Genomic DNA, 17,438 nt, shown 5'->3' on the forward strand with positions numbered 1-17,438 from the left:
GATACGTCAGAAAAGCCGCCTATATATAGACGCCACGGCAGCGAATGCGCAGTATATTGCCCAACAGCTATAAAAATGCCCGCTCCTACCTTGGATGATGCCTAGTAATGAATGACCAGCCTCGCTCCCTTGCCTCCATGTTGTTTCCGGTTGGCCTGCTATTAATAGCCATGGCATCCATCCAGTCCGGAGCCTCTCTGGCAAAAAGCATGTTCCCGGTCGTAGGCGCACAAGGAACCACAACCCTTCGGCTGATCTTCGCCAGCGTGATCATGCTGATTTTGCTGCGTCCATGGCGCGCCAGGCTTACTGCTAAATCCCTGCGGACGGTGATCGTTTACGGGATGGCGCTAGGCGGCATGAACTTCCTCTTCTATATGTCCCTGCGCACCGTTCCTCTGGGAATCGCTGTGGCCCTGGAATTCACCGGGCCATTGGCCGTTGCCATTTATGCGTCGCGGCGTGCCATCGACTTTCTCTGGATCGCCTTGGCAGCAGCCGGACTGATGCTGTTGATACCCACCGGGGCAACGACTGCCGGGATCGATCTGGTGGGCGCTGGTTATGCACTGGGCGCCGGCGTTTGCTGGGCACTGTACATTCTGTTCGGGCAGAAGGCCGGCGCAGACAATGGCGTAACAACTGCGGCGCTGGGCGTAATGATCGCAGCGCTGTTCGTGGCGCCCATTGGCATTGTGCATGCCGGCGCTGCACTGCTGACGCCCTCGTTGATTCCGATTGCCATCGGCGTCGCGATTCTCTCTACCGCCCTGCCCTATACCCTGGAAATGGTTGCCCTGACTCGAATGCCCGCGCGCACCTTCGGCACACTGATGAGCATCGAGCCGGCATTCGGCGCCCTGTCAGGTCTGTTTTTTCTCCAGGAATACCTGTCACTGTCACAATGGATGGCGATCATGTGCATTATTCTGGCTTCTGTCGGGGCGACCCTGACCATGGGCAGCAACGCGAAGCCCGCCATCGCGGCAGATTGAAACAGGATTTGACCGGGGTCTGGTAATTGACGCTCATTTAGGCCATGTTTAGATCCCGTAACCCATCGCCAGACATGGATTTTTTCGCAAAGGGACGTAGAAACGCTGCAGAAGCGAGCGAACACAGGCAGACCCGAGCATCAGACTCGCGGCCGCTATTAAGGACGGTAATGAAACGAATTTTGATACTGATCGCCGTACTGGCGATTGCGGGTTGTGCTGCGACTTCGGAAACCCAGGTCAAACGCGGCAAGAAGGGTTTGCATATCAACTGTTCAGGACTCTCGTCCTCTTGGGACAAGTGCTACACCAGTGCCGCCAATTCCTGCGCGCCAAAGGGTTACAAGGTCATTGCCAAATCCGGCGATGCCGTCGAGGAGCCGGGTGATTATCCGTTCGGCCTGAATCCCGCCGGCTACACCAGCCGCAGCATGATCGTCATCTGCAAATGACCCTCCGCCCTACTCCGCTCGCTGAACTGCGAGCTGACGGGCGATCTCTTCGTGACTGGATTTCAACACTGTGCGCTGGACGTCCGGTGTGGCCAACATCCGCGCAACCACCAAAGCACCGACGCATTGCGACAGTATCGCCCACGCCAGGCTCTCGCTTTGCAGTATCTGCGCCCAACTCTCCTGAAGACGGCAAATCCAGATTTCTGCCTGCTCGCGCACCTGCACATCCGAGCGGGCAATCTCCGCCCCCAATGTCGGCAACGCACACCCCGACTCAGGCTGCTCGACATGCGCCATGCTCAGGTATTGCTTGAGACAACGCTCAAGCCGTTCGCGGTCTTCATTGCCTTGCCCGCTCAGGCGCTCAAGGCTTTGACCGAGCTCACGTTCGACGATGGCAGAGAACAAAGCATCCTTTGAGGAAAAGTGGCTGTAAAACGCTGCACCACTCAGCCCGATGGCTTTCATCAGCCCATCCACCCCTACCGTGGAAAACCCCGAGCGCTTTGCCGACAACGCACTGCTTTGCAGCAATCGTTCGCGGGTTTCCAACTTGTGACCGGCCGAATAACGCATGTGTTTACCCTGTAATTCACCGCCTTGACGTTGTTCGGATCCTAGCATAACGTTCGTTAACTAAACGATCGTTAACCAAAAGGATTCACCATGAATAACAACAAGGTCGTACTGGTGGTCGGTGCTGGCGACGCCACGGGCGGTGCAATTGCCAAGCGTTTTGCCCGCGAAGGTTTTGTCGCCTGTGTCACTCGACGCAGCGCCGACAAACTCCAACCGCTGGTAGATGCGATCAAGGCCGAAGGTGGCGAGGCTCATGGCTTTGCCTGCGATGCGCGCAAGGAAGAGGACGTCATTGCCCTGATTGAGGACATCGAAACCCGCCTCGGCCCGATTGAGGCATTCGCCTTCAACATCGGCGCTAACGTACCCTGCAGCATCCTCGAAGAGACCGCGCGCAAGTACTTCAAGATTTGGGAGATGGCCTGTTTCTCCGGTTTCCTCAATGCCCGCGAAGTGGCCAAGCGCATGGTCACTCGTCAGCGCGGCACAATATTGTTCACCGGCGCCACCGCAGGTCTTCGCGGCGCGTCGGGATTTGCCGCATTCGCCGGCGCCAAACACGGTATCCGCGCACTGGCGCAAAGCATGGCGCGAGAATTGGGGCCGATGAATATCCACGTCGCCCATGTGGTGGTCGATGGCGCAATCGATACCGACTTCATCCGTAACAGTTTTCCCGAGAAATACGCCACCAAGGATCAGGACGGTATTCTCGACCCCGAGCATATCGCCGAGAACTATTGGTATCTGCACAGCCAGCCACGGGATGCGTGGACCTTTGAGCTGGATCTGCGCCCATGGAATGAACGCTGGTAAGCCTGCCCCCATAACAATAAACAGAGAGCCGTGAGCATGAGCAAAACCGTTGAGTTCTACTTTGACCTGGGCAGCCCTGCCACTTACCTGGCCTACACCCAACTGCCAAGGATCTGCGCTGAAAACGACAGCGCGCTGATCTACATCCCGATGCTGCTCGGTGGTGTTTTCAAAGCCACGGGCAATGCTTCACCGGCGATGATTCCGGCGAAGGGCCGCTACATGTTTGAGGATCTGGACCGCTACGCCAAACGCTACGGCGTCCCGCTGAAATTCAATCCGCACTTCCCGATCAATACACTGATGCTGATGCGCGCCGTAACAGGCATGCAACTGCGCCACCCGGAACGCTTCCCGGCATTTATCGATTGCCTGTTCAAGGCACTTTGGGTTGACGGCCGCAGCCTCGATGAACCGGCAACCGTCGCAGCCGTGCTGACTGAGCACGGTTTTGCTCCAGAGGATGTACTGGCATTGACCAACGACGAGACCGTCAAAGCCGCACTCAAAGACAACACCGAAACCGCGGTTAAACGCGGTGTTTTCGGCGCACCGAGCATGTTTGTTGGCGGGCAATTGTTCTTCGGCCAGGATCGGCTGGATTTTATCGAGGAAGCCTTGCGCTAAACCTCGAGTTACCGGCTGCCAGGGCGACTCTCAAAAGAGTCGCCCTGGCGTTGCACGGCAACAGATCAGATCGCTGCAGTGCGCGTTTCGAGCCATTCCAGCGCCGCGCCGTCAAGCAGCGGGCTCAAGCGTTCGCGTACTTCGGCGTGATAGGCGTTGAACCATTGTTTCTCTTCCTGACTGAGCAGTGACGGCACCAGGCAACGCGTGTCGATCGGGCACAGCGTCAGGGTTTCGAACTTGAGGAACTCGCCAAACTCGCTGCTGCCGGCCTCGCGGTTCATCGCCAGGTTCTCGATACGCACGCCCCAACGGCCCGGACGGTAAGTACCCGGTTCGATCGACGTGATCATCCCCACCTGCATCGCAGTCTGCGGCGCCGGCGCAGCCTGATAGGCAATCACCTGCGGGCCTTCATGGACGTTGAGGAAATAGCCGACGCCGTGACCGGTACCGTGACCGTAATCGACGTTATCCGCCCAGATCGGCGCACGGGCGATGGAATCAAGCAGCGGCGACAGAATGCCTTTCGGGAAATGCGCCCGGGACAGGGCAATCACACCTTTGAGCACGCGCGTGCAGTCGCGCTTCTGCTCTTCAGTCGGCGTCCCCACCGGCACCATCCGCGTGATGTCGGTTGTGCCGCCGAGGTATTGACCCCCCGAGTCGATCAGCAACAAACCATCGCCCTCGATCACCGCGTGCTCTTCTTCGGTGGCGTGGTAGTGCGGCATTGCGCCATTGGCGTTGAACGCGGCAATGGTGTTGAAACTCAGCGAAACATAATCCGGACGACGTTCACGGGCAGCCGTGAGTTTTTCATCGATGGTCAGTTCGGTAATGCGCTCGCGCCCCCAGGCTGATTCCAGCCAGGCGAAGAATTCGCACAACGCTGCGCCGTCCTGCTCCATCGCTTTACGGATGTGCCCAGCGTCGGCTTCACTTTTCTGCGACTTGGCCAACGTGGTCGGGTTCAAGCCCTCGACCAGTTTCACGCCGCCGTCGAGATTGTCGAGCAAACCACTGGTGACCCGCGCCGGATCGACCAGCAAGCTCGCGCCACCCGGCACGGCCCGCAGCGCATCAGCCACTTCAGTGTAATCGCGCAGCGCCACGCCATCCTGTTCCAGCACGGCACGCAGATCAGCGTCAACCTTGCTCAGTGCGACGAACAGCGTGGCTTGTTGTTGATTGATCAAGGCAAACGAAACAAACACCGGGTTGAACGACACGTCGCCGCCACGCAGGTTGAACAACCAGGCGATGTCGTCGAGGGTGGCGATGAAGTGCCAGTCGGCGCCGCGTTCCTGCAGGGTTTCGCGCAGCTTGGCGAGTTTCTCGCCACGGCTCACGGTCGCTTGCGGCGGCAGATGTTGATAGATCGCGGCGTTCGGCAGGCCCGGGCGATCGCTCCAGACTTCCTGCAACAGATCGATGTCGGTCCGCAGACGTGCACCGCGCGCCTCAAGCTTGCTGCTCAGTGTGCGTGCCGAAGCCACCGCCATCACGGCGCCATCGACGGCAACGACGCCACCTTGCGGGGTCTGTTCGGCCAGCCAGTCGAGCGGACTCGGTTGACCCGGTTGTAATTTGACCAGTTCGATGCCGCTGCCCTTGAGTTCCTTGCTGGCCTGTTCCCAGTAACGACTGTCGGCCCAGACACCGGCGAAATCAGCGGTGACAATCAAAGTACCGACCGAACCATGGAACCCCGACAGCCACTGCCGACCTTGCCAGTAACCCGGCAGATATTCCGACAAGTGCGGGTCGGCGGAGGGCACCAGCAAGGCATGGATGCCTTCGCGGCGCATCAGTTCTCGGGTGTGCGCCAGGCGCTGGGGCACCGATCCTTCGGTCGAGGTCTGGGTACTCATCATGTCTCCTGCTAATCACTTCTTCGTTATTGTTCGTAGCCGTGGATTCGGCTCGTTTAAAGCCCGGTCGCCCAGAATGCCGGAGCACTGGCGCAGGCGGTCTTGATCAGTTCAACAGCCTTGTCGACGTCTTCGGCGGTGGTAAAACGCCCGAGACTCAAACGGATGGTGCGGCTGGCCAGATGCGCATCGTGCCCGAGGGCCAGCAGCACATGGGACGGCGCGTTGCTGGCGGAATTGCAGGCCGACGTCGCGGAAAACGCAATCGAGTGACTGAGTGCGGCACTGTTGAATTCGCCTTCGCTGAACGTCAGGCTCAGGGTGTGCGCAATGCGCTGTACAGGGCTGCCATTCAGGCGCACGCCCGGCAGGCTCAGCAGTTGCTCAAGCAAGCGCTCGCGCAGGGCCGCGATGGACTTTTTCTCCTCGTCGAACGTAGCCGCCGCCAAGGCAAACGCTGCGCCCATGCCGGCAATCTGGTGCGTCGCCAAGGTCCCGGAACGCAAGCCACCTTCGTGACCGCCACCGTGAATCTGCGCCTGCAAACGCTGTTGCGCGCGCGGGCCGACGTACAACGCGCCGATCCCTTTGGGGCCGTAGAGTTTGTGTGCCGAGAACGACATCAGATCAACCGGCAACTGCGCCAGATCGATCGCCACCTTGCCGGCGCCTTGAGCGGCATCGACATGGAACAGCGCTTCGCGGCTGCGCACGACCTCGCCAATCGCCTGAATGTCGTTGAGCGTACCGAGTTCGTTGTTAACCAGCATCAGTGACACCAGAAAGGTGTCCTCGCGCATCGCTTCGCTGACCGCCTGCGGCGTGATCAGCCCGTCGGCGTCCGGCACCAGATAGGTCACGGCAATACCCGCGTCCTGCAACTGGCGGGCGGTATCGAGGATGGCTTTGTGTTCGATCTGACTGGTGATGATGTGGCCGCCAGGCACACCGCGCGCCTGTGCCACGCCCTTGAGGGCGAGGTTGTTGGACTCGGTCGCACCGGACGTCCAGACAATCTGCTCGGCACTGGCACCGACCAGCTCGGCGACTTGCCGCCGGGCCAGTTCGACTGTCTGCCGGGCCTGCTGGCCGAAGGCGTGGGAGCTCGAGGCCGGATTACCGAAGTTACCGTGAAACCCCAGACATTCGATCATCACCTGGATGACCCGCTCGTCCACCGGGGTGGTGGCGGCGTAATCGAAATACAACGGACGTGTGTTCATAAAAGACTCGCAGAGCGTGTTCCGGGATCAGGAGGCTCGTGTCTGCAAACGGCTTGGCGCTGCCTTGTGAGCGGCGCGTCGGTTCGAGACCGTCATCAATACCTGATCGGATGCCGTTAAAGAAGAACAACTTCATTTAAAAGTGCGTAGGAACGCTCCTGAAGTCGAGCTTAACAGGCATCGGGCCGGCGATTGAAGCAATGCGTCAGCTAAAGCTTTCGACAAGCAGCGGGTACAGCGAAATCACCAGCAGTGCGGCCATGCCCCAGTTGAATACGCGCAACCAGCGCGGCTCCTTCAAGACATTGCGCAACAACGTGCCGCAAGCGGCCCAGACGCCGACGCTCGGCAGGTTGATGATGGCGAACACCGCAGCAATCACCACGACATTGGTGAAATAGCCCTGCATCGGCGTGTACGTGCTGATGGCACCGATGGCCATGATCCACGCCTTCGGATTGACCCACTGAAACGCCGCCGCGCCGAGGTAACTGATCGGCTTGGCTTCACCTTCAACGCTGTCACCGACAGGTCCCGAGTGGGCGATTTTCCACGCCAGATACAAAAGATAAGCGGCACCGACGTAGCGCAGAACCGTATAGAGCAGCGGATATGTCTGAAACACCGCGCCCAGACCGAAGCCCACCGCCACCACCAGCACAAAGAACCCGCAGGTGATGCCGAGCATGTGCGGGATGGTCCGGTTAAAACCGAAGTTGACACCCGATGCGAGCAACATGGTGTTGTTCGGCCCCGGGGTGATCGAGGTGACAAGGGCAAACAGGGCAAAGCCCAGCAGCAGATCGAGCGAGAGGTTCATGGTGCGGCAATCCATCAGGGTCATTCAGGTGTTGACCCTATCCCACGCAGCCCGGCAAACCCACGGACAGTTAGGCAAAACTTCAAGCGGTACAGTTGGTTTTCAGCTGGAGCGACCGTGCAGCTGTACGGCACGTTCGGCGCTCATCTCACCCTGTTTGTCGAAACCGTAAGTCTGCTGTGGCTGACCGAGCAACTGAGCTTTTTTCGAGTGGTATTCGTCGAAGGACAACCCACTGCGATTCAGCGCCTCCATCGCCAGTTCACGTGATTCTTCGGCGCTGTAAGGGCGCAATTCCGGAGCAACGTGGCTGGCGCATCCGGCCAGCACAGAGACAGCGAGCAGCAGCGAAACAGTCAATAAATGATTCATGGGAGCGTCCTGGCGAGCAATGTGGGAGTCGATGAAGAAAGGCTACGCCCGCCCACGCTCATGCAGAAATCAACGCTCTCAATAGTGGCTATCAGGAATTCAACAGCGACTTCTCATATATCTAAAAATTCTATAAATATCTAATAACGTTCTTTTACGGAATAACAATCAGCCTTTATAAATCCCTTCATGCGCTCATCACTGTTGCTCCAGCAACTGTTGCTCAGCCAACAGCGATTCAACAAACCGCATCGGTACTCACACAGCCAATCGCTAGCGGAACGCTCAACGCCCCGTAAACCGGGTTCTCCAGGAATTGGTACAGCACTTGCTCCAGTGCAGTGACTTACTCACTGCTCGTTGAGCAACTGTTGAAAAAGGAACTGATCATGTCGCGTCCCCTGAAAGTCGTCGCCCTGTCCGGCGGCACCTGGCGTCCATCGCGCACCTTGGTACTGACTCAAGCCTTGCTGGCTGAGCTGGCCGCGCATCTGCCGATCGAGAGCCACTTGATCGAACTCGGCGACATTGCCCGGCCACTCGGCGGCGCGCTTTCGCGCCAGGAACTCAGCGCGGAAGTCGAAGCCGAGTTGCAAGCCATCGAGCAGGCCGACCTGCTGATCGTCGCCGCGCCGGTGTATCGCGGCTCCTACCCGGGGTTGCTCAAGCATCTGTTCGACCTGATCGATCTCAACGCGCTGATCGATACGCCGGTATTGCTCGCCGCCACCGGTGGCAGCGAACGCCATGCGCTGGTGCTCGATCATCAATTGCGGCCGCTGTTCAGCTTCTTCCAGGCCGTTACGTTGCCGATCGGCGTGTACGCCACCGAAGCGGATTTCGCCGACTACCAGATCACCAGCGAAACCCTGAAAGCACGCATCCGTCTGGCGGCCGAACGCGCTGCGCCGCTGTTCGCGACACAAATCAAACCGTTGCTGAAAATCGCCTGAGGAGCTGTTCATGGATGTTTTCTGGTTTCTCCCGACCCACGGCGACGGCCACTATCTGGGCACCACCCAAGGCGCGCGCCCGGTCACGCTCAACTATCTGAAACAAGTCGCGCAGGCGGCCGACAGCCTCGGTTATCACGGCGTGCTGATTCCCACCGGGCGATCTTGCGAGGATTCGTGGGTGATCGCGTCGGCACTGGTGCCGTTGACCGAACGCCTGCGCTATCTGGTGGCGATCCGTCCGGGGATCATTTCACCGACCGTTTCGGCGCGCATGGCGGCGACCCTCGACCGCTTGTCCAATGGCCGCTTGCTGATCAACGTGGTGACCGGCGGCGATCCAGATGAAAACCGTGGCGACGGCAGCTTCCTCAGCCATAGCGAACGCTACGAAGTCACCGATGAATTCCTGAAAATCTGGCGCCGGGTGCTGCAAGGCGAGGCCGTGGATTTCGACGGCAAACACCTGAAGGTGCAGAACGCCAAAGCGCTTTACCCACCCGTGCAGAAACCTTATCCACCGTTGTACTTCGGCGGTTCCTCCGACGCTGCGCATGATCTCGCTGCCGAACAGGTTGACGTCTACCTGACCTGGGGCGAACCACCGGCCGCCGTCGCCGAAAAACTCGCCGATGTACGTGAACGCGCGGCGCGGCATGGGCGCAAAGTGAAGTTCGGTATCCGTCTGCATGTGATCGTCCGCGAAACCGCCGAAGAGGCATGGAAAGCTGCAGACAAGCTGATCGAACACATCAGCGACGAGACCATCGAGGCGGCGCAGAAATCCTTTTCACGCTTCGACTCTGAAGGGCAGCGGCGCATGGCCGCGCTGCACGATGGTCGGCGCGATAACCTGGAAATCGCCCCCAACCTGTGGGCCGGCGTCGGCCTGGTGCGCGGCGGTGCCGGCACGGCATTGGTCGGCGATCCGCAGCAAGTGGCGGCGCGGATCAAGGAATACGCCGATCTGGGGATCGAGAGTTTCATCTTCTCCGGCTATCCGCATCTGGAAGAGGCTTATCGCTTTGCCGAGCTGGTGTTCCCGCTGCTGCCCGAGCCTTACGCGAGTCTGGCCGGGCGCGGCGTGACCAACCTCACCGGACCGTTTGGCGAAATGATCGCCAATGATGTGCTGCCAACAAAAGCCTCGGCATAACCAAATCCCCTGTAGGAGCTGCCGCAGGCTGCGATCTTTTGATCTGGTGTTTAAAAATCAACGTCAAAAGATCGCAGCCTGCGGCAGCTCCTACAGGGGCAGTTTGAATTCAGGAGTGTTGGTGTGACTGCCAAACCGCAAAGTAGCCTTTTATCGCCGTTGCAGACTGCCCGCCAGCTGGCTGCCGAATTTGCTTTGACCGCCGTCGAGCGCGACGAACGTGGCGGCACGCCCAAGGCCGAACGCGATGCCCTGCGCGACAGCGGCCTGCTCGCCCTGAGCATTCCCGGCCGTTACGGCGGCCTCGGCGCGAGCTGGAGCGAAACCCTGCAAGTGGTCCGCGAGTTCGCCAAGGTCGACAGTTCGATCGCCCACGTTTTCGGTTTTCACCACCTGATGCTGGCCACCGTGCGCCTGTTCGCGCGCGCGGAACAATGGCAGCCGTGGTTCGAACAGACCGCACGGCAAAACTGGTTCTGGGGCAACGCGCTAAACCCGCTCGACACCCGCACCGTGGTCAAGAACCTCGGTGGCTGGCGCGAGTTTTCCGGCAAGAAAAGCTTCTGCTCCGGCGCCAGCGACTCGCAAATGCTGATCGCCTCGGCGGTGGACGAAAGCGCCGGCGGCAAGCTGTTGATCGCGGCGATTCCCAGCGGCCGCAGCGGCATCACCCTGCACAACGACTGGAACAACATCGGCCAGCGCCAGACCGACAGCGGTAGCGCGACGTTCGAACGAGTCCGCGTCGAAGAATCGGAACTGCTGCTCGATCCCGGCCCGCTGAGCACGCCGTTCGCCTGCCTGCGGCCGCTGATCGCGCAACTGACCTTCACGCATATGTTTCTCGGGATTGCCGAAGGCGCATTCGCCGAGGCGCGGCAATACACCCTCAACGAAACCCGGCCGTGGCACAAATCCTCGGCGCGCGATGTCCGTGAAGATCCGTACGTGCTCGCGCATTACGGCGAGTTCTGGGTGGCCCTCGAAGGTATTCGTCTGCTGGTCGAACGGGCGGCGGCATTGCTCGACGCTGCCTGGGCCAAAGGCCCGACTCTCAGCGCCGAAGAACGCGGCCATGTCGCCACAGCCATTGCCACGGCGAAAGTCGCCGCCAGCCGTCAGGGCCTGAATATCTGCAGTCGTCTGTTCGAAGTCACCGGTGCGCGCTCGACCCACGCCTCGCTGCGCCTTGATCGGCATTGGCGCAACCTGCGCACGCAAACCCTGCACGACCCGCTGGATTACAAACTTCATGAGCTGGGCGACTGGGCGCTGAATCAGGCGCTGCCGGTGCCGACGTTCTATTCCTGATCTGCCTATATTTGAACTGAAGAAAAGGACGCGCCCATGCAACTGCTGACCCTACCGCCCTCACCCGCACTGGCGACGTCGATCCGCGCCACCGCACAGGTGTTCGAAGACCCGAAGTCCCAAGCGCTGCTCGCACATTTGCAACAGGTCGCACCGAGCGAAGCCAGCGTGCTGATCATCGGCGAGACCGGCACCGGCAAGGAGCTGGTCGCGCGACATATTCACAACCTGAGCAATCGCCGCCATCGGCCGTTTGTCGCGGTGAACTGCGGCGCCTTCTCCGAATCGCTGGTGGAAGCGGAATTGTTCGGCCATGAAAAAGGCGCGTTTACCGGTGCGCTGAGCGCCAAAGCCGGCTGGTTCGAGGAGGCGGATGGCGGCACGCTGTTTCTCGATGAGATCGGTGATCTGCCGATTGCGATTCAGGTGAAGCTGTTGCGGGTCTTGCAGGAGCGCGAAGTGGTGCGGCTCGGTTCGCGCAAAAGCATCCCCATCGATGTGCGAGTGCTGGCGGCGACCAACGTACAACTGGAAAAAGCCATCAATGCCGGGAATTTTCGCGAGGATCTGTATTACCGCCTCAACGTGGTCAATCTGGAACTCAGCCCGCTGCGCGAGCGTCCCGGCGACATCCTGCCGCTGACCCGCCACTTCATCGAGGCTTATAGCCAGCGCCTCGGTTATGGCCGCGTCAGCATCAGCCCTGGCGCCGAGCACAAACTGCGCGCCTACAGCTGGCCGGGGAATATTCGCGAGCTGGAAAACGTCATCCATCACACGCTGTTGATCTGCCGCAATGGCGTGATCGAACGTGATGATCTGCGCTTGTCGAACCTGCGCATCGAACGCCCGGACGATCATCACGCCAGCGCCGACGACTCACCGGAAGCGTTGCTCGAACAGGCTTTCCAAAAGCTCTTCGCGCAACAGGCCGGCGCTCTGCACGAGAAGGTCGAAGACGCTTTGCTGCGCGCCGCTTATCGCTTCTGCCATTACAACCAGGTGCACACCGCTGCGTTGCTTGGCCTGAGCCGCAACGTCACCCGTACGCGGTTGATCAAGATCGGCGAACTGGCGGTGAACAAGCGGCGGATGACCGAGAACCTGCGAGGCGAGCGCCTGATCCAGTTGTCGATCTAGCCCACCAGATTGCAGTGCAAGGCATCGTCGTGACTGCGGGCGATGCTGCTCAGCACCTGGAAGGAATTGAAAGTGACGGTTTTCGCCTGATGCGTGCGGATCAGTTGCCAGAAATCCTGTTCGCCACGCTCAAAACCGGAAAACGCCGCCTCCCCCGCCTCGCGGGTCTGCCATTGCAGAAAACTCAACACCCGGCGTCCATCGTCGCTGACCTGCACGCTGGCGCTGAGGAAACCGTCATAGCGCTGGGCCAGGCGTTCGCTTTGCACCGAAAGCGCGGTGACCAAGTCCGGTTGCTGACGCGGCTCGATTTCGAATTCGATCAATTGGGTAAAGCTGCGGTTGTTCATGAAATGCCCCCACTCATCGTAAGACGAGTCTTGCGACTCGAAGGCCTGCAGGGTAAAACCTCTAGTTAAGTCAAGGTCAAGAGTCTTTTTCCAATGATCACCCGGGAAAACCTGCACAAGCAGCTTACGGTCGGTGAAGTCGCGGCGCGCAGTGGTGTCGCGGTGACAGCGCTGCATTTCTACGAAGCCAAAGGCTTGCTCAAGAGCCAGCGCAATGCCGGCAACCAACGGCGTTATCCGCGCGAAGTGCTGCGCCGGGTGGCGTTGATCAAGGTTGCGCAGCGATTGGGGATTCCACTGGCGGAGATTGGCGAGGCGCTGAAAATCCTCCCGGAGGATCGCGCGCCGACGGCAGCGGACTGGAAGGTTTTGTCCGAGCAATGGCGACGCGAGCTGGATGAACGGATCGAGCAACTGACGCTGTTGCGCGACCGGCTCAATGGCTGTATCGGCTGTGGCTGTCTGTCGATGGAAGCCTGCCCCCTACGCAACCAGGGCGACGTACTCGGCGAACAGGGCCCAGGGCCACACTTCCCCAAAGACTAATGGAAACCCCTGTGGCGAGGGGATTTATCCCCGTTGGGCTGCGAAGCAGACCCTAAGCCAGTCAATGAGGTTTGTCTGAAGGAATGAGGATTGAGGTTTTGGGGCTGCTCCGCAGCCCAACGGGGATAAATCCCCTCGCCACAGGTCAGTGTGTACCCCTGCTGCTCGTCGGGTGAAAATCTGGACTGCGTGGACAGTTCTATAGTGATTCTTCATCTCGCAAAACAACAATCAGGGAGAACGTCATGAGCGTCAAACCCATTCCCGAGGGGTATCACAGCATTACCCCGTATCTCGGCATCCACAAGGCCGCCGAGGCCATCGACTTCTACAAAAAAGCCTTCGGCGCCACCGAAGTCATGCGCCTGGCCATGCCCGACGGCGGTATTGGCCACGCCGAACTGCGCATCGGCGACAGCGCCATCATGCTCGGCTCGCCGTGCGATCAGGGGCCGTTGAGCAACCCGGACAATGCGGTGTCGGTCGGTTTGCATCTGTACGTGACCGATGTCGACAAATCCTTCCAGCGGGCACTGGATGCCGGCGCGACCACGGTGTCCGAGGTCAAGGATCAGTTTTACGGTGATCGCAGCGGGACGTTGAAGGATCCCTATGGACACCTGTGGTTTCTGGCCTCGCGCAAGGAGGATCTGACCGAAGAGCAGATCAGGCAGAGGGCGATGGAGATGTTTCAGCAGGGTTGAGTATTTCGGTGTCTGGATTGGCCTCTTCGCGAGCAGGCTCGCTCCCACAGGGTTTTGTGGTTTGACACAGGTAATGGTCACACCGGAAATTCATGTGGGAGCGAGCCTGCTCGCGAAGGGGCCGGGACTGACAACACACATCACACTTCATGAACCGGCCCATCACGCTTTGCGCCTTGCCCCGAACGCCAGACAATTTCAGGATGCATGCAACAAGAACCCTGAGAAAGGATCAGTCTGATGTTTGCCGGATTCCTCAAAGACCAGCGTCACGTCAACGGCGTTGACATTGCCTACCGCCTCGGCGGCAGCGGGCCGGGCCTGCTGTTGCTGCATGGCCACCCGCAGACCCACGTGATCTGGCACAAGATTGCCGAACAACTGGCCGAGCATTTCACCGTGGTCGCCGCCGACCTGCGCGGCTACGGTGACAGCGGCCGCCCGGCTGCCGATGACCAGCACCGCAACTACTCGAAACGCGAAATGGCCCGCGATGGCGCCGAACTGATGCAGGCGCTGGGTTTCGAGCAATTCTCGATCCTCGCCCACGATCGCGGCGCACGGGTCGCACATCGCCTGGCGCTCGATCACCCCGCCGCCGTGCAGCGCATGATGCTGCTCGACATCGCCCCGACCCTGTCGATGTACGCGCAAACCAACGAAGCTTTCGCCCGCGCCTACTGGCACTGGTTTTTCCTGATTCGTCCGGCGCCGCTGCCGGAAACCCTGATCGAGGCCAATCCCGACGCCTATCTGCGCAGTGTGATGGGCAGCCGCAGCGCCGGCCTCAAACCCTTCACCGACGAAGCCTTCGGCGAGTACTTGCGCTGCCTGCAACAGCCGGGCAGCGCCCGTGGCATCTGCGAAGACTATCGGGCCAGCGCCGGCATCGATCTGGAGCATGATCGCGCCGACATCGCCGCCCAACATCATTTGAATCTGCCGCTGCGCGTGCTGTGGGGCGCCGAAGGTACGGTCGGGCGCTGTTTCGATCCACTGAGGGAATGGCAGCAAGTGGCGACGAACGTCTCCGGCCAGGCCCTGCCCGCCGGCCATTACCTTGCCGAAGAAGTCCCCGAACTGTTGCTCGCCGAAGCGCTGGCGTTCCTGCGCTGACCGCCGTTTCGCACTGACCTGAACCGTTTCCTGCCACGGGCCGTGACTGGCCCGTGCGGGATCGTCATGCCCGAAAACCGTCTCGAGATAATAACAATGACTATTCGAAAACTGCTGGGAACCCTCTATGTGCAGGTGCTCATCGCCATCGCCCTCGGCGTGCTGATCGGCCATTACTGGCCGCAGGTCGGCGTCGATCTCAAGCCGTTGGGCGACGGTTTTATCAAGCTGATCAAGATGATCATCGGCCCGATCATCTTCTGCACGGTGGTCAGCGGGATCACCAGCATGCACGACGTCAAGCAGGTCGGCCGGGTCGGCGGCAAAGCGCTGCTGTATTTCGAAGTGGTGTCGAGCATCGCTTTGGTGATCGGCATTCTCGCCGCGCACCTGCTGCACCCCGGCGCCGGTTTCAACATTGATGTGAAGACCCTCGACTCCTCGGCGATTGCCGGGTTTGTCGGTCAGGCCGAACACGGCGAAGGCGTCACCGGGTTTCTCCTGCACGTGATCCCGACGACGTTTTTCGACGCGTTTTCCAAAGGTGAAATTCTCCCGGTGCTGTTCGTTTCGGTGCTGTTTGGCGTGGCACTGGTGATGGTCGGAGAAAAGGGCCGGCCACTGGTGGGTATCATCAATCAGGCCAGCGAAGTGTTTTTCCGCATCGTCGGCATGATCGCTCGGGTGGCGCCGATTGGCGCGTTCGGCGCGATTGCTTTCACCATCGGCAAATACGGGGTCGGCTCGCTGCTGCCGCTGTTGAAGTTGATCGGCACGTTTTACCTGACGGCATTTATCTTCGTCGCTTGCGTGCTCGGCGGGATCGCGCGGTACGCCGGTTTCAGCATTTTCAAATTGCTCGGCTATATAAAAGCCGAACTGTTGATCGTGCTTGGCACCAGCTCTTCGGAATCAGCACTGCCGCAACTCATCCAGAAACTCGAAAGCCTCGGCGCCTCGAAAGGTGTGGTCGGCATCGTTGTGCCGACTGGCTACACCTTCAATCTCGACGGCACCAACATCTATATGACCCTGGCGGTGCTGTTTCTCGCGCAGGCGACCAACATCGACCTGACGCTGGAACAGCAGCTGACTTTGCTCGCGGTGGCGATGCTCACCTCAAAAGGTGCCGGCGCCGTGGTCGGTGCCGGGTTTGTCGCGCTGGCCGCGAGCCTCGCCGTAGTGCCGACCGTGCCGGTAGCGGCGATGGTGCTGATCCTCGGCGTCGACCGTTTCATGGCGGAATGCCGTTCGCTGACCAACATCATCGGCAATGCTGTCGCCGCCTTGGTGATAGCCGCATGGGAGGGCGAACTGGATCGCGACAAACTCGCCCCGATCGCCCTCAAGACCGGTCGTCATGCCCGCGCGGCAGCGGCCAGGCTCAGCGCCGAGTAATCGCCCCCGACGGCAATGCTATGCTGGCGGCTTCTGCCGCCAGTGTTCGTTTTAGACATGTCCCAGAAGAAAGACACCGTGCCCCTGCCCGAAGACCTGCGTGTGCTGCTCACCGTGATCCGCAAGAACGGCTTTGCTGCCGCAGCGGATGAACTGGGCCTGTCCCCGGCCTACGTCAGCAAACGCATCCAGATTCTCGAAAGCACCCTCGGCACGCGCCTGCTGCACCGTACCAGTCGGCGCGTCTCGCTGACCGAGGATGGCGAACGCGTGCAGCGTTGGGCGTTGCGCATTCTCGATGACTTCCAGCAACTGCACGACGAACTTTCCGACGCCCACGACAGCCCGCGTGGGCGTTTGCACATCTGCAGCAGTTTCGGTTTCGGCCGCAATCATGTGGCGCCAGCGGTGTCGCTGTTGGCCGAACGTTATCCCGAGCTGGAAATCCGCCTCGACCTGTTTGACCGCGTGGTCGACATCATCAATGAAGGTTTCGATCTGGAGATCCGCGTCGGCGATGACATTCCCGGCCAGCACATCGGCCGCCGCCTGGTGAGCAACCGGCGAGTGTTGTGTGCCGCGCCAGCCTATCTGCAACGCCGTGGCACCCCGCGAACCCTGGAAGAACTGCAACAGCACGATTGCCTGGTGATCAAGGAGCGCGACAACGCCTTCGGCATCTGGAGTCTGGATCGCGATGGCGCACAGGAAAGCGTGCGGGTCAGCGGGCCGTTGTCGTCGAACAATGGCGAGATCGTCCTGCAATGGGCGCTGGATGGGCGGGGAATGTTGCTGCGTTCATTGTGGGACGTGAAGCCGTTGCTGGAGCAAGGGCGGCTGGTGCAGGTGCTGGAGGATTACAGCCAGAGCGCGAATGTCTGGGCGGTGTACCCGACACGGCTGGCGCATTCGGGGAAGTTGCGTGCGTGTGTGGAGTTTTTGCAGGAACATTTCAAAAGCCTGTCCGTTTAGCAGATCAAAAGATCGCAGCCTGCGGCAGCTC

Annotated in this window: 19 protein-coding genes; 13 read left to right on the plus strand and 6 right to left on the minus strand. The window is 60.1% G+C overall.

All coding sequences use genetic code 11. From position 1 onward, the window contains the following. The first annotated feature begins 107 nt into the window (after positions 1–107). Positions 108–995, plus strand: coding sequence for a threonine/homoserine exporter RhtA (gene rhtA / locus QOL84_RS24280; RefSeq protein ID WP_283438844.1), 888 nt, complete (start codon positions 108–110; stop codon positions 993–995). Positions 996–1,165: 170 nt separating this feature from the next. Then, complete coding sequence (locus QOL84_RS24285) at positions 1,166–1,447, plus strand: hypothetical protein (RefSeq protein ID WP_129394828.1); 282 nt, start codon at positions 1,166–1,168, stop codon at positions 1,445–1,447. A gap of 9 nt (positions 1,448–1,456) precedes the next feature. Here QOL84_RS24285 and QOL84_RS24290 read toward each other — a convergent pair whose 3' ends face one another. Then, positions 1,457–2,026 carry a TetR/AcrR family transcriptional regulator gene (locus QOL84_RS24290; RefSeq protein WP_129394829.1) on the minus strand — a complete coding sequence of 190 codons (570 nt, stop codon included), beginning with the start codon at positions 2,024–2,026 and terminating at the stop codon, positions 1,457–1,459. Between the two features lie 90 nt (positions 2,027–2,116). Between QOL84_RS24290 and QOL84_RS24295 the strand changes: the two genes are divergently transcribed. Both QOL84_RS24295 and QOL84_RS24300 read left to right on the plus strand, forming a co-directional pair. After that, positions 2,117–2,845: an SDR family oxidoreductase gene (locus QOL84_RS24295; protein WP_283438845.1), complete on the plus strand. Its 729-nt coding sequence runs from the start codon at positions 2,117–2,119 to the stop codon at positions 2,843–2,845. A gap of 36 nt (positions 2,846–2,881) precedes the next feature. Further along, positions 2,882–3,472: a 2-hydroxychromene-2-carboxylate isomerase gene (locus QOL84_RS24300; RefSeq protein WP_129394831.1), complete on the plus strand. Its 591-nt coding sequence runs from the start codon at positions 2,882–2,884 to the stop codon at positions 3,470–3,472. A gap of 65 nt (positions 3,473–3,537) precedes the next feature. On the opposite strand, the gene QOL84_RS24305 is transcribed toward QOL84_RS24300, so the two are convergent. The 4 genes from QOL84_RS24305 to QOL84_RS24320 all read right to left on the minus strand — a co-directional run bounded on the left by QOL84_RS24305 (position 3,538) and on the right by QOL84_RS24320 (position 7,761). After that, the gene (locus tag QOL84_RS24305) at positions 3,538–5,346 is read right to left on the minus strand and encodes an aminopeptidase P family protein (RefSeq protein ID WP_283438846.1); all 1,809 of its coding nucleotides are present in this window, start codon (positions 5,344–5,346) and stop codon (positions 3,538–3,540) included. Positions 5,347–5,402: 56 nt separating this feature from the next. After that, positions 5,403–6,569 (minus strand): aminotransferase class V-fold PLP-dependent enzyme, encoded by a 1,167-nt coding sequence (locus QOL84_RS24310; protein ID WP_283438847.1) that lies wholly within the window; start codon positions 6,567–6,569, stop codon positions 5,403–5,405. A gap of 205 nt (positions 6,570–6,774) precedes the next feature. After that, positions 6,775–7,389 (minus strand): LysE family translocator, encoded by a 615-nt coding sequence (locus QOL84_RS24315; protein WP_283438848.1) that lies wholly within the window; start codon positions 7,387–7,389, stop codon positions 6,775–6,777. A 102-nt stretch (positions 7,390–7,491) separates the two neighbouring features. After that, a complete protein-coding gene (locus QOL84_RS24320) occupies positions 7,492–7,761 on the minus strand; it encodes a hypothetical protein (RefSeq protein ID WP_064391321.1) in 270 nt (89 codons plus the stop codon). 389 nt (positions 7,762–8,150) lie between these two features. On the opposite strand from QOL84_RS24320, the gene msuE reads away from it, so the two are divergent. From msuE to QOL84_RS24340, 4 genes are all read left to right on the plus strand, one after another. Continuing rightward, entirely contained in the window at positions 8,151–8,714 is a 564-nt protein-coding gene (gene msuE, locus QOL84_RS24325; protein ID WP_129394835.1) for an FMN reductase, read from the plus strand. Positions 8,715–8,724: 10 nt separating this feature from the next. After that, positions 8,725–9,870, plus strand: a complete 1,146-nt coding sequence (ssuD, locus tag QOL84_RS24330) for an FMNH2-dependent alkanesulfonate monooxygenase (RefSeq protein WP_283438849.1) — start codon at positions 8,725–8,727, stop codon at positions 9,868–9,870. A gap of 123 nt (positions 9,871–9,993) precedes the next feature. Continuing rightward, entirely contained in the window at positions 9,994–11,181 is a 1,188-nt protein-coding gene (locus tag QOL84_RS24335; protein WP_283438850.1) for an acyl-CoA dehydrogenase family protein, read from the plus strand. 36 nt (positions 11,182–11,217) lie between these two features. Further along, positions 11,218–12,321, plus strand: coding sequence for a sigma-54 interaction domain-containing protein (locus QOL84_RS24340; protein ID WP_283438851.1), 1,104 nt, complete (start codon positions 11,218–11,220; stop codon positions 12,319–12,321). Here the strand turns inward: QOL84_RS24340 and QOL84_RS24345 are convergent. Next, the gene (locus QOL84_RS24345) at positions 12,318–12,671 is read right to left on the minus strand and encodes an antibiotic biosynthesis monooxygenase (protein WP_283438852.1); all 354 of its coding nucleotides are present in this window, start codon (positions 12,669–12,671) and stop codon (positions 12,318–12,320) included. The two genes, QOL84_RS24340 and QOL84_RS24345, sit on opposite strands and share 4 nt — an antisense overlap. A gap of 93 nt (positions 12,672–12,764) precedes the next feature. On the opposite strand from QOL84_RS24345, the gene soxR reads away from it, so the two are divergent. The 5 genes from soxR to ttdR all read left to right on the plus strand — a co-directional run bounded on the left by soxR (position 12,765) and on the right by ttdR (position 17,407). Continuing rightward, on the plus strand, positions 12,765–13,217 hold the full coding sequence (gene soxR / locus QOL84_RS24350) for a redox-sensitive transcriptional activator SoxR (RefSeq protein WP_283438853.1): 453 nt from the start codon (positions 12,765–12,767) through the stop codon (positions 13,215–13,217). Positions 13,218–13,462: 245 nt separating this feature from the next. Then, positions 13,463–13,921, plus strand: coding sequence for a VOC family protein (locus QOL84_RS24355; protein WP_129394841.1), 459 nt, complete (start codon positions 13,463–13,465; stop codon positions 13,919–13,921). A 240-nt stretch (positions 13,922–14,161) separates the two neighbouring features. Beyond that, positions 14,162–15,037, plus strand: a complete 876-nt coding sequence (locus QOL84_RS24360) for an alpha/beta fold hydrolase (RefSeq protein ID WP_283438854.1) — start codon at positions 14,162–14,164, stop codon at positions 15,035–15,037. A 96-nt stretch (positions 15,038–15,133) separates the two neighbouring features. Further along, positions 15,134–16,435, plus strand: a complete 1,302-nt coding sequence (locus tag QOL84_RS24365) for a dicarboxylate/amino acid:cation symporter (protein ID WP_129394843.1) — start codon at positions 15,134–15,136, stop codon at positions 16,433–16,435. Between the two features lie 57 nt (positions 16,436–16,492). Then, positions 16,493–17,407, plus strand: coding sequence for an L-tartrate utilization transcriptional activator TtdR (gene ttdR, locus QOL84_RS24370; RefSeq protein WP_283438855.1), 915 nt, complete (start codon positions 16,493–16,495; stop codon positions 17,405–17,407). Positions 17,408–17,438 lie beyond the last annotated feature (31 nt).

It is taken from the genome of Pseudomonas helmanticensis, assembly GCF_900182985.1.
In the GTDB taxonomy this organism is placed as follows: Bacteria; Pseudomonadota; Gammaproteobacteria; order Pseudomonadales; family Pseudomonadaceae; genus Aquipseudomonas; species Aquipseudomonas helmanticensis.